We start from the raw sequence: 12,024 nt of genomic DNA on the forward strand, positions 1-12,024 counted from the left end.
CTCGCCATACCCTCCCCTTATCAACAAGCGTGCCAGTGAAACACTTGTTGCGGATGTTCAATCTCCAAGCGTTTTCCCCAGGACCCGATCTGCGTGGCACCCCTGCCAGCAACGTCATGTGCGTGGCAACTCCTGAGACATCAGGCACCATTAACTTCCGCTGTATTAGCCATATGCACCACAGAAGCGCGCCGTCAATGAAACGAACGTTGCGCCAGCAGGTGTCGCCGGGACTGGCACGGATGCTGCTCGTGTTTTGTGTGCTCCGCTCGTACGGCCCTGCATCCGACGCGCGCCGGCACGAGAAAGCCCTTCACGAGCCACCCATCATGAGAGAGCCCGCCATGTTGCGTCTCAAGGTCATCAATCCCAACACCAGCCAGGCGATGAGTCAGCAGATGGCGCACTCGCTGCAACGGCAGCTCTCCCGGGACGTCCACCTCGAGGTGCTGACTGCCGAGCATGGCGCCCCCAGCATCGAGACCGCCGTCGAGGAAGCCATGGCGGTGGTCGCGCTGCTGGCGCTGATCGCCCGTGATCGTGAGGGCCTGCTGGAGACCCCGCCCGCCGATGGCTATCTGCTGGCCTGCTTCGGTGACCCCGGCCTCGAGGCCGCCCGTGAACTGAGCCCCGTGCCGGTGATCGGCATCGCCCAGGCCGCCATGCACATGGCCACGCTGGCGGCTCCCTCCTTTGCCATCGTCACCAGCATGACCAGCACGCTGCCGATGTCCGAGCAGCTGCTGGAGCGCTATGCGATGCGCCCTCTGTGCAAGGCGCTGCTGGCCTGTGACGTACCGGTACTCGCGCTGTCCGAGGCGCGCACTCCCCCCGCGCCATTGCTGGAGCGCTGTGAACACGCCAGAGCCAGCGGTGCCGGCAGCATCGTGCTGGGCTGCGCTGCGATGGGGCCGCTGCGTGATGCCATCGCGTCAGAGATCGGCCTGCCGGTGGTCGATCCGCTGCTGGCGGGGCGCGACCTGCTGCTGACCCTGATGCGCCAGCCCGCTGTCGCTCGCGCGAAGCAAGCGGGTGAGGTGAAACCTCTCAGCGGTGTCTTTGCCCGGGGCCTGGCGGCCCTTTGACCCGCAGGCGAACTGCCCTTGGCTGGCGCCTCGCGACCGAAACGCAAACGCCCCCTCACTGCTGCCAGTGAAGGGGCGTTTGCATTGGCCGACTCTGACTCAGTGCTTGTCGTTCGACTCTCCCGAGTGGCTGCGATCGCCGACCACCGCCGTCACCAGCTTGCCGATACTCAACCCCTGCACGAGGATCGAGAACAGCACGATGATGTAGGTGGTGACCACCAGCGGCTCGCGGAAGTCGCCTTCGGGAATCGCCAGTGCCAGCGCCACCGAGATGCCGCCGCGCAGGCCACCCCAGGTGAGCACGCGCGTGGTGCCGGGACGGAAGGTGTACCAGCGACGCAAGAGGCTCAGCGGAAGGCCGATCAGCGCCAGGCGCGAGAGCAGGATCACCGCCACCAGCACCAGCGCGATGCCGATCGAGGTCAGCGTGATCGGCATCAGTACCAGTTCGAGGCCGATCAGCACGAACAGCACCGCGTTGAGAATCTCGTCGACCAGCTCCCAGAAGCCGTCCAGATAGCGGCGGGTGTTGTCGGACATGGCGCCATCACGCGCCATGTTGCCGATGATCAGCCCCGCCACCACCATCGCGATGGGGCCGGAGACATGCAGCGCCGAGGCCAGCGCATAGCCGCCCAGCACCAGCGCCAGACTCAGCATCACCTCGACCTGATACTGGTCGATGCTGCGCATCAGCTGGTAGACCAGCGCGCCCAGCGCCAGCCCGAGCAGGATGCCGCCGCCGGCTTCCTCGAGGAACAAGAGCCCCATGTGGCCGAGCTCGACCTCGCCGCTGCCGGCCGACGCCGCACTCAGCAGCGCGGTGAACAGCACCACCGCCACGCCATCATTGAACAGCGATTCGCCGACGATGCGGATTTCCATGTCGGCAGGCGCGCCGGCACTGCGCATGATGCCGAGCACGGCGATCGGGTCGGTGGGCGAGATCAGCGCACCGAACACCAGGCAATACAGGTAGGGCACCTCGATACCGGCCCACTGGAACAGCCACCAGGCGGCGGAGCCGATCACCAGCGTCGAGATCAGTACGCCCAGCGTGGCCAGCAGGCCGATGGAGCGGCGATAGGCCTTGAGGCGCGAGAGGTCCACGTGCAGCGCGCCGGCGAACAGCAGGAAGGACAGCATGCCGTCCATCAGCAGGCTGTTGAAATTGATGCGCCCCAACCAGTCTTCCGCGGTATCGGCCACGACGGTGGTCACCGCGAAGTGATCGAGCCCGATCACGCCCAGCGACAGCACCAGGCCGATGGCCATCACTCCGATGGTCGGCGGCAGGCGCAGGACGCGATGATTGAACCACATGCACACGGCAGTGATGGTGATGAACAGTGCAGCGAGATTGAGCATCCGAAAACGGTCCTTTGCAGTGGCGCCGATACCCCTGATGGCATGACGTCCTTGTCATTCTTTCCAGTTCTTCTGTCGCGTGAGCGGCCGCGTGGCTGTCTGAGCTGAGCGTGACTGTCCAGAGCGGCTCATGGCTACCAGAACGGAGCGCGGCTACCAGAGATCGCCGTGGCGTTCACGGTGGCAGAGATAGAGACGCAGCTCGAACTCACGTTGATGATACTCCGGCTGCATGTGACAGCAGAGCCGGTAGAACGCCTTGTCGTGGGCCTTCTCGCGCAGATGCGCCAGCTCATGCACCACGATCATGTTGAGCAGTGGCTCCGGCAGACGCCGGAACAGCGACGAGATACGGATCTCGTTCTTGGCCTTGAGCTTGTTGCCCTGCACCCGCGACACGAAGGTGTGCAGCCCCAGGGCGTTGTCGATGACGTGAATCCGGTCGTCGTAGATCACCTTGCTGATCGGCGCCGAGCTGCGCAGATACCGATTCTTCAGCGCCATGGTGTAGTCATGCAGCGCCCGCGCACCCTGCAGCTGATGAGGCTCGGGATACTTGCCGAGGAAGAAGGCTGCCGTCTTGCCCGACGCCAGCAGTTCACTCGCCTGCTGTTGGATCTCGGGGGCGTAGCCCTTGAGATAGCGTAGATCAGCCACTGGGCATCTCTCCTGTTGCTGTCCGAAGGAGGGCCAGAGACAAGAAAACCCGCCGAGGCGGGTTTTCTTGTCATGGCGCCGAAAGCGAGGGGCGAGACGTCCGCCACCTGCCAGGCCTGTCGAACTGGCGGACTTACAGGCCAGCGGCAGCCTTGAGGCCAGCGGCACGATCGGTCTTTTCCCACGGGAAGGCGGTGAAGGTTTCGGTCTTCTGCTCGCCGCTCACGTCGGTCCAGCTGTAGCTGTGCTCGAACGGCTCACGACCGAAGTGGCCGTAGGCAGCGGTCAGCTGATACATCGGGTGCGCCAGGTCCAGCATGGTGGTGATGGCGTACGGACGCAGGTCGAAGTGCTCGCGCACCAGCTCGACGATCTTGGCATCGCTGATCTTGCCGGTGCCGAAGGTGTTGATCGAGACGGAGGTCGGCTCGGCGACACCGATGGCGTAGGAGACCTGGATCTCGCACTTGTCGGCCAGGCCGCTGGCGACGACGTTCTTGGCCACGTAGCGACCGGCATAGGCGGCGCTGCGGTCGACCTTGGACGGGTCCTTGCCGGAGAAGGCACCACCACCGTGACGGGCCATGCCGCCGTAGGTGTCGACGATGATCTTGCGACCCGTCAGACCACAGTCACCCACCGGGCCACCGATGACGAAGTTGCCGGTCGGGTTGATGTGGTATTCGGTGGTCTCGGACAGCCACTCGGCCGGCAGCACCTGCTCGATGATCTCGCGCTTGACCATCGCGCGCAGGTCTTCCTGGGACACTTCCGGGTCATGCTGGGTCGACAGCACGACGGCTTCGACGGCGACCGGCTTGCCGGCTTCGTCGTAGCGGAAGGTGACCTGGCTCTTCGCATCCGGACGCAGCCACGGCAGCATGCCGTTCTTGCGCAGTTCCGCCTGACGCTCCACCAGACGGTGAGCGTAGTGGATCGGCGCCGGCATGAAGGAGTCGGTCTCGTTGGTGGCGTAACCGAACATCAGGCCCTGGTCGCCCGCGCCCTGATCTTCCGGCTTGGTGCGATCGACGCCCTGGGCGATATCGATGCTCTGCTTGCCGATCAGGTTGAGGACACCACAGGTCTCGCCGTCGAAGCCGACGTCGGAAGAGGTATAGCCGATATCGGTGATGACACGACGTACCAGCTCCTCGAGATCCACCCACGCGCTGGTGGAGATCTCACCGGCCACGATGGCAACGCCTGTCTTGACGAGCGTTTCGCACGCCACGCGTGCCTGCTTGTCGCGCGCGATGATGGCATCGAGCACGGCGTCGGAAATCTGGTCGGCAATCTTGTCCGGATGCCCTTCGGACACGGACTCGGATGTGAAGAGTGAGTATTCGCTCATTGGTCCTCGACCCTCTTTTCGGATGCGGGGATGATTCGGCCACTGACGGCAGACTGCGTTGACGACCGAGTAGAAACACGCTTGCGGCGCACGATGAAGCTCAACACGGGCGGTTGAGCCTCGGGGGGGCGAGTTTACACGCCACTTATGTGAGTTCCTAGCGCAATGGGGCCCGTGGGGCCGTCCAATCGAGACCTTTTTGCGACAAGCGCTGCACACAGGGTAATAAGCCGTTGCCACCTTTGGACGAGCGCGCATCCCGGATGCGATTTGCCGCGCCCTGTCATCTCGGTGACAATACCCGCCCGGAGATCACGCTCGGACGCGAGTCCGAGCGTACAAGGTTCACGCGACGCACTGTCCTTTCCGGCGCACTGTTTCAGGCGCACAGTCCTGAAGGAGACCCAGGCAGCAGCATGCCCTGGCTCTCGGGATGCACTGAGCGTCCGGCGCAGCACGCCGTGATTCATTGCCCCACTCTTGACGCCCGCAGGCGAGGAGCTACTGCATGCCTTCCCGTTTTGACCTGGCCAACGCCATCCGTGCACTTTCCATGGACGCCGTTCAGAAGGCCAAGTCTGGCCACCCCGGCGCCCCCATGGGCATGGCCGACATCGCTGAAGTGCTCTGGAACGACCACCTCAAGCACAACCCGGCCAACCCGAACTGGGCCGATCGTGACCGCTTCGTGCTGTCCAACGGCCATGGCTCCATGCTGCTCTACTCCCTGTTGCACCTCTCGGGTTATCAGCTGAGCCTTGAAGACCTGCAGAACTTCCGCCAGCTGCATGCCAAGACCGCCGGTCACCCGGAATACGGCTACGCGCCGGGCATCGAGACCACCACCGGCCCGCTGGGTCAGGGTCTGGCCAATGCCGTCGGCATGGCGATCGCCGAGAAGACACTGGCGGCGCAGTTCAACCGTCCGGGTCACACCGTCGTCGACCACACCACCTGGTGCTTCCTGGGTGACGGTTGCATGATGGAAGGCATCTCCCACGAGGTCGGCTCGCTGGCCGGCACCCTGGGTCTGGGCAAGCTGATCGCCCTGTATGACGACAACGGCATCTCCATCGATGGCGAAGTCGAAGGCTGGTTCACCGATGACACCGCCAAGCGTTTCGAGTCCTACGGCTGGCACGTCGTCTCCAACGTCGACGGCCACAAGCCGGAAGAGATCAACGCCGCCATCGCGCTGGCCAAGAGCCACGACGACAAGCCGAGCCTGATCATCTGCAAGACCGTGATCGGCTTCGGCTCCCCGAACAAGGAAGGCACCGAGTCCTGCCACGGCGCGCCGCTGGGTGATGACGAAGTCGCTGCCACCCGCGAGAAGCTGGGCTGGACCCACGCGCCCTTCCACGTTCCGGAAGACATCTATCAGGGCTGGGACGCCAGCGAGCGCGGCGCCAAGCTCGAGAGCGACTGGGATGCACGCTTCGCCCGTTACGCCGAAGCACACCCGGAACTGGCCGCCGAGTTCACCCGTCGTCTGGAAGGCAAGCTGCCGCACGCCCTGACCAGCGAGAAGATGATCGAGGATGCCCAGGCCGCCGGCGACAGCCCGGCCTCGCGCAAGGCGTCCTTCGAGTGCCTGAACCAGCTCGGCCCGCAGCTGCCGGAACTGCTCGGCGGCAGTGCCGACCTGGCCCCGTCCAACCTGACCTTCTGGAAGGGCGCCCAGGCGATCACCCGCGAAGACTTCAGCGGCAACTACCTGCACTACGGTGTGCGTGAGTTCGGCATGGGCGCGATCATGAACGGCGCCGGTCTGCACGGCGGCTTCATCCCGTACGGCGCGACCTTCCTGATCTTCATGGAATACATGCGCAACGCCGTTCGCATGGCCGCCCTGATGGGTCAGCAGGCCGTCTACGTCTTCACCCACGACTCCATCGGTCTGGGCGAAGATGGCCCGACGCACCAGCCGATCGAACAGCTGACCAGCCTGCGCACCACGCCGAACCTGTCCACCTGGCGTCCGGCGGATGCCGTGGAGACCGCGGCAGCGTGGGATGCAGCCATCAAGCGTCACTCCGGCCCGACCGCGCTGATCCTGTCGCGTCAGAACCTGCCGCACCAGAACCGCGACAAGGCCCAGCTGGCCAACATCAGCCGTGGCGGTTACGTGCTGAAGGACGCCGCCAACGGCCAGCCGGAAGTGATCCTGATCGCCACCGGCTCCGAAGTCGGCCTGGCGATGGATGCCGCCGCCGAGCTGGAAGCCGCCGGTCGCGCCGTGCGTGTCGTGTCCATGCCGGCCACCGACCTGTTCGATGCGCAGGACGCGGAATACCGCGAATCCGTGCTGCCGTCTTCCGTCACCGCGCGCGTGGCGATCGAAGCCGGTCATCGTGACTACTGGTTCAAGTATGTCGGCCTGAACGGCGACATCATCGGCATGGAGACCTTCGGGGAATCCGCGCCGGCTGGCGACCTGTTCAAGCACTTCGGCTTCACGGTCGAGAACGTGGTCGAACGCGCCAACAAACTGCTGGGCTGATCACCGCCTGACCCACCCCGTCGATGACGGAGTGGGATGCAGACCGACGCCGCCGCCTCCCGCTGGGAGCGGCGGCGTTTTCGTCTGTGCGACACTCGAGGAGCCCTCAAGCGTCACCGGCTGTCGCCTGTAGTCGACGTGGCTCACACGAGTCGCGGCTTGATGACACGATTCATCCTGCATGAGCGGTCATTCTCCGGCGATCATGCCCACGACAGACAGCGCAGACGGCGACTACACAACCCCTCCAGTTGGGTAGTGTGACTACGTGTCCTTAGACGAAAAAAACCAGAAATCAGGCGCTTGCGCGCCTTTCGCTCCCTCCGCCCAGCAAAGCGATGCGCTACCATGGACCCCCTGAAAAACACTCGGAACACGACACCCTTGAACCACCAGCCGCCTCTGCCCACCGCCGACGCTCCCCAGGGAGACAAGGCGTCCCGACGCCAGGGAAACGCTCCCTTGCGAGTGGCCATCAATGGCTACGGACGCATCGGTCAGTGTGTGCTGAGAGCGCTGGTAGAACGTGAAGCACGCGGTGAGGCACTGCCGCTGGAAGTGGTCGCGATCAACGAGCTGTCAGACCTGGACACCATCACCTATCTGACCCGCTACGACACCACCCACGGCCGCTTCCCCGGCACGGTGGAACAGCGCGACGGCCAGCTGGTCGTCAACGGCCATGCGATCAGCATCCTGTCCGAGGCCAATCCAGATTGCCTGCCCTGGCGGGCATTGGGGATTGACCTGGTGCTGGAGTGCTCCGGCAGCTTCAAGGACCGCGCCACCGCCGAGCGGCATCTGGCGGCAGGCGCCGGCCGGCTGCTGTTCTCCCAGCCCGGCGATACCGACGCCGATGTCGATGCCACCATCGTGTGCGGCATCAATCAGTCGGCGCTGGCCCCCGCCGAGGCGGGACAGCCAGGCAGCGGCATGCGCATCGTCTCGGCGGCGTCGTGCACCACCAATTGCCTGATTCCGATTCTGACGGTGCTGGAAGAGGCCTTCGGGCTGGAGCGCGGCGTCACCACCACGGTGCACTCGGCGATGAACGACCAGCCGGTGATCGACGCCTACCACCAGACGGACCTGCGCCTGACGCGCTCGGCGATGAGTTCGATCGTGCCGGTGGACACCGGCCTGGCCAAGGGCATCAACCGCCTGATGCCGCACCTGGAAGGACGCTTCGAATGTCTGCACCTGCGCGTGCCGACCATCAACGTGTCCTGCATGGACATGTCCATCGAGGTGAAGCGTGACGTGAGCGCGGATGAGGTCAATGACCTGCTGCGCGAGGCCTGCGCCCAACGCCTGCAGGGCCTGATGGGATTGAGCGAGGAGCCGACGGCATCCATCGACTTCAACCACGATCCGCGCTCGGGTATCGTGGATGCGACCCAGACCCGTGTTGCCGGCGGCCGGCTGATCAAGATGCTGTGCTGGTTCGACAACGAATGGGGCTTTGCCAATCGCATGCTGGACGTCGCCACCCATTGGCACGCCTGCGAGATGACAACGCCTCTGGCGAGGGAAGCTCTCTCCACCGATTCACGACCAAGGAACCCGTCATGAACGTGCAAACGATGACCGCCCTCGACCTGTCCGGAAAGCGTGTGCTGATCCGCGAAGATCTCAACGTGCCGATCCGCGACGGTCAGGTGACCAGCGACGCGCGCATCCGTGCCAGCCTGCCGACCATCAAGGCGGCACGTGACGCCGGCGCACGCGTGATGCTGATGAGTCATCTGGGCCGCCCCACCGAGGGTGAGCCGGAAGACCAGTTCTCGCTGGCACCGGTCGCGGCACATCTGGGCGAGCTGCTGGGCAGCCCGGTGCGCCTGATCAACGACTACCTCGACACGGCACCGGATGTCGCCGAAGGCGAGGTCGTGCTGCTGGAGAACGTGCGCTTCAACAAGGGCGAGAAGAAGGACGAGGAATCCCTGTCCCGCGCCTACGCCGCGCTGTGCGATGTCTACGTGATGGATGCCTTCGGCACCGCGCACCGTGCCCAGGCCTCGACCCATGGCGTGGCACGCTTCGCCCCGGACGCCTGCGCCGGCCCGCTGCTGGCCGCCGAGCTGGAAGCCCTCGAGAAGGCACTCGCCGCACCGCGTGCGCCGATGGTCGCCATCGTCGGTGGCTCCAAGGTCTCCACCAAGCTCGACGTGCTTAAGGCGCTGTCCGACAAGTGCCATCAGCTGATCGTCGGTGGTGGCATCGCCAACACCTTCATCGCGGCGGCCGGTTACAACGTCGGCAAGTCCCTCTACGAGGCTGACCTGCTCGATACCGCTCGCGCGCTGATGGACAAGGTCGAGATCCCGCTGCCGACCGACGTCGTCGTCGCCACCGAGTTCTCCGACAAGGCCGAAGCCGTCGTGCGCGCCGTCGCCGACGTCCAGGACGACGAGATGGTCCTGGATATCGGTCCGGAGACCGCCTCGCGCTTCGGTGCGCTGCTCAAGGACGCCGGCACCATTCTGTGGAACGGTCCGGTCGGCGTGTTCGAGATCGAACAGTTCGCCAACGGCACCGAGCAGCTGGCGATGGCCATCGCCGAGAGCGACGCCTTCTCCATCGCCGGCGGTGGCGACACCCTGGCGGCCATCGACAAGTACGACGTCGAGTCGCGCGTCTCCTACATTTCTACCGGTGGCGGCGCCTTCCTCGAATACGTGGAAGGCAAGGTACTGCCGGCCGTTGCGGCATTGGAAGCCGCAGCAAGCTGAACCCGCCTGTGTCCTCATTGGCGCAGGCTTAGAGTCACGGCCACAAGGTCGCTCCCCGTCAGCTGACGGGGGGCACCCGACGCTTCTCCACTCGATTCCTCAAAAAGACAGGTGATGTCATGGCATTGATCAGCATGCGCCAGATGTTGGACCACGCAGCCGAGTACGGATACGGCATCCCGGCGTTCAACGTCAACAACCTCGAGCAGATGCGCGCCATCATGGAAGCCGCCGATCACACCGATTCTCCGGTGATCGTCCAGGCCTCCGCCGGCGCACGCAAATACGCGGGCGCGCCGTTCCTTCGCCACCTCATCCTGGCTGCGGTGGAAGAATTCCCGCATATCCCGGTGGTCATGCACCAGGATCACGGCACCTCGCCGGCAGTCTGCCAGCGCTCCATCCAGCTGGGCTTCAGCTCGGTGATGATGGACGGCTCGCTGGGCGAAGACGGAAAGACCCCGACCAGCTACGAATACAATGTCGATGTGACCCGTCGCACCGTCGAGATGGCCCACGCCTGTGGCGTGTCCGTCGAAGGCGAACTGGGTTGCCTCGGCTCGTTGGAAACCGGCATGGCCGGTGAAGAAGACGGCATCGGTGCCGAAGGCAAGCTGGACCACGACCAGATGCTGACCGACCCGGAAGAAGCCGCCGACTTCGTCAAGAAGACCCACGTCGATGCCCTGGCCATCGCCATCGGCACCTCCCACGGCGCCTACAAGTTCACCAAGCCGCCGACGGGTGACACCCTGTCCATCCAGCGCATCAAGGAAATCCACGCCCGCATCCCCGAGACTCACCTGGTGATGCACGGCTCTTCCTCCGTGCCGCAGGACTGGCTGGAAATCATCAACGAATACGGCGGCAAGATTCCGGAAACCTACGGCGTGCCGGTCGACGAGATCGTCGAAGGCATCAAGCACGGCGTGCGCAAGATCAACGTCGACACCGATCTGCGTCTGGCCTCTACCGGTTCCATCCGTCGCTTCATGGCGCAGAACCCGTCTGAATTCGACCCGCGCAAGTATCTGAAGGAATCCGTGAAGGCGATGCGCGACATCTGCATCGCCCGCTACGAAGCCTTCGGTGCCGCCGGTCATGGCAGCAAGATCGACCCGATCAACCTCGAAGCGATGTTCGAGCGTTACAACCGTGGCGAGCTGGACCCGAAGATCAACTGATCGGGCGGCACCCGCCAAGGTCTCCCTGCCTGCCCGCACGCGAACAGGCAGGGAATGAAGAGAAAGGCGACCCTTCGGGGTCGCCTTTTTTATGCGCCTCAGGGTGCCAGCCTCTCGCGCACGCAGGTATCCTTTCGAGATTCCGTTTGGCATTGATCATTCATCACCGTATCGCAGGAGACATCATGGCCTCGCTCAAGGATCAACTGTCCGGGCTTGTCTATTCCACCGAACATGGCGCAACCTGCCCTGAGTGTCGGCGTGCCGAAGCCGAGTGCGAATGTGCCGACCTCGCCGAGCGTGATCGCCTGGCAAGCCTCGATGGCGTGGTGCGTATCCGTCGCGAGACCAGCGGTCGCAAGGGCAAGGGCGTGACCACCGTGAGCGGGATTCCGCTCGCCGAGAAGGAACTCAAGGCCCTGGCCAAGACTCTCAAGCAGCGGTGCGGCACTGGCGGCAGCCTCAAGGATGGCATCGTGGAGATCCAGGGCGATCACCGCGAGACGCTCAAGGCTGAACTCACGCGGATGGGCTATACCGTCAAGCTGGCCGGTGGCTGAACGCCTGCTGCGCGCACCTTTGCCTTCCATCTCGCTGCACAAGGGATTTCCATGCTGAACTTCATCACGCCACGCCGGTCTTCGGCTCGCACGCTCTCGCTCTCTGGCCTGCTGCTGGCCACGTTCGGGCTGGGTGGCTGCATGACCGGCCCGGACTTCACGCAGCTGGAGGCGCGCGTGGTGCCGCAGCAGGCCTTCACGGCACCGCCGGATGCGATGCTGGAAGTGCGCCTGGTGGATGTCTCCCGCGCCGACGCCGAGGCCGGGCTGATTGCCAGTACCCGCTATGGCGGCCTGCGTGAAGGGCCTTTCCCGGTCAGCCTGCAGTACGACCGCAATGCCATCGAGGAAGGCCATCGCTATGCGCTGCAAGCCGATGTGCGCAGCGAGGGTCGCCTGTATTGGATCAATGACAGCGCGGTGCCGGTGCTGGGTGACGCCAGCACCTCACAGGGCGAGGTCGAGATCCCGCTCACGCCGCTGCCGCGTGCGCTGGGCCATTGATGGCGCGCTCGCCCGGCCCGACCAGTACGCTCGACTTGACCAGTAGGCCCGTCTCTCACCGATAGGACACCCCA

At 64.5% G+C, this 12,024-nt stretch carries 10 protein-coding genes; 7 read left to right on the plus strand and 3 right to left on the minus strand.

Annotated features, from left to right (window positions below):
• The first annotated feature begins 329 nt into the window (after positions 1-329).
• Positions 330-1,085, plus strand: coding sequence for an aspartate/glutamate racemase family protein (locus AC4FAH_RS05360; protein WP_490245746.1), 756 nt, complete (start codon positions 330-332; stop codon positions 1,083-1,085).
• 99 nt (positions 1,086-1,184) lie between these two features.
• Here AC4FAH_RS05360 and AC4FAH_RS05365 read toward each other — a convergent pair whose 3' ends face one another.
• The 3 genes from AC4FAH_RS05365 to metK all read right to left on the minus strand — a co-directional run bounded on the left by AC4FAH_RS05365 (position 1,185) and on the right by metK (position 4,467).
• A complete protein-coding gene (locus tag AC4FAH_RS05365; RefSeq protein WP_054556326.1) occupies positions 1,185-2,456 on the minus strand; it encodes a cation:proton antiporter in 1,272 nt (423 codons plus the stop codon).
• Between the two features lie 153 nt (positions 2,457-2,609).
• Complete coding sequence (locus AC4FAH_RS05370; protein ID WP_216061197.1) at positions 2,610-3,113, minus strand: M48 metallopeptidase family protein; 504 nt, start codon at positions 3,111-3,113, stop codon at positions 2,610-2,612.
• Between the two features lie 133 nt (positions 3,114-3,246).
• Complete coding sequence (gene metK / locus AC4FAH_RS05375; RefSeq protein WP_043335733.1) at positions 3,247-4,467, minus strand: methionine adenosyltransferase; 1,221 nt, start codon at positions 4,465-4,467, stop codon at positions 3,247-3,249.
• Positions 4,468-4,975: 508 nt separating this feature from the next.
• Here metK and tkt point away from each other — a divergent pair.
• The 6 genes from tkt (at position 4,976) to AC4FAH_RS05405 (ending at position 11,950) form a co-directional block, all read left to right on the plus strand.
• Positions 4,976-6,970: a transketolase gene (gene tkt, locus AC4FAH_RS05380; protein ID WP_043335737.1), complete on the plus strand. Its 1,995-nt coding sequence runs from the start codon at positions 4,976-4,978 to the stop codon at positions 6,968-6,970.
• Between the two features lie 462 nt (positions 6,971-7,432).
• Entirely contained in the window at positions 7,433-8,542 is a 1,110-nt protein-coding gene (locus AC4FAH_RS05385; protein WP_225347427.1) for a type I glyceraldehyde-3-phosphate dehydrogenase, read from the plus strand.
• Positions 8,539-9,702, plus strand: a complete 1,164-nt coding sequence (locus AC4FAH_RS05390; RefSeq protein ID WP_225347428.1) for a phosphoglycerate kinase — start codon at positions 8,539-8,541, stop codon at positions 9,700-9,702. The genes AC4FAH_RS05385 and AC4FAH_RS05390 overlap by 4 nt, the downstream gene beginning before the upstream one ends.
• A 119-nt stretch (positions 9,703-9,821) precedes the next feature.
• On the plus strand, positions 9,822-10,886 hold the full coding sequence (gene fba / locus AC4FAH_RS05395; RefSeq protein WP_043335741.1) for a class II fructose-bisphosphate aldolase: 1,065 nt from the start codon (positions 9,822-9,824) through the stop codon (positions 10,884-10,886).
• Positions 10,887-11,071: 185 nt separating this feature from the next.
• Entirely contained in the window at positions 11,072-11,446 is a 375-nt protein-coding gene (locus AC4FAH_RS05400; RefSeq protein WP_225347429.1) for a translation initiation factor Sui1, read from the plus strand.
• A gap of 51 nt (positions 11,447-11,497) precedes the next feature.
• On the plus strand, positions 11,498-11,950 hold the full coding sequence (locus tag AC4FAH_RS05405) for a YbaY family lipoprotein (RefSeq protein WP_490245747.1): 453 nt from the start codon (positions 11,498-11,500) through the stop codon (positions 11,948-11,950).
• Positions 11,951-12,024: the final 74 nt, after the last annotated feature.

This window comes from Cobetia sp. (assembly GCF_983723665.1).

Coding starts and splice junctions, on each gene's coding strand:
- AC4FAH_RS05365 (WP_054556326.1), bottom strand. CDS start 2,456: ATGCTCAATCTCGCTGCACTGTTCATCACCATCACTGCCGTGTGCATG.
- tkt (WP_043335737.1), top strand. CDS start 4,976: ATGCCTTCCCGTTTTGACCTGGCCAACGCCATCCGTGCACTTTCCATG.
- AC4FAH_RS05405 (WP_490245747.1), top strand. CDS start 11,498: ATGCTGAACTTCATCACGCCACGCCGGTCTTCGGCTCGCACGCTCTCG.
- metK (WP_043335733.1), bottom strand. CDS start 4,467: ATGAGCGAATACTCACTCTTCACATCCGAGTCCGTGTCCGAAGGGCAT.
- AC4FAH_RS05360 (WP_490245746.1), top strand. CDS start 330: ATGAGAGAGCCCGCCATGTTGCGTCTCAAGGTCATCAATCCCAACACC.
- AC4FAH_RS05400 (WP_225347429.1), top strand. CDS start 11,072: ATGGCCTCGCTCAAGGATCAACTGTCCGGGCTTGTCTATTCCACCGAA.
- fba (WP_043335741.1), top strand. CDS start 9,822: ATGGCATTGATCAGCATGCGCCAGATGTTGGACCACGCAGCCGAGTAC.
- AC4FAH_RS05390 (WP_225347428.1), top strand. CDS start 8,539: ATGAACGTGCAAACGATGACCGCCCTCGACCTGTCCGGAAAGCGTGTG.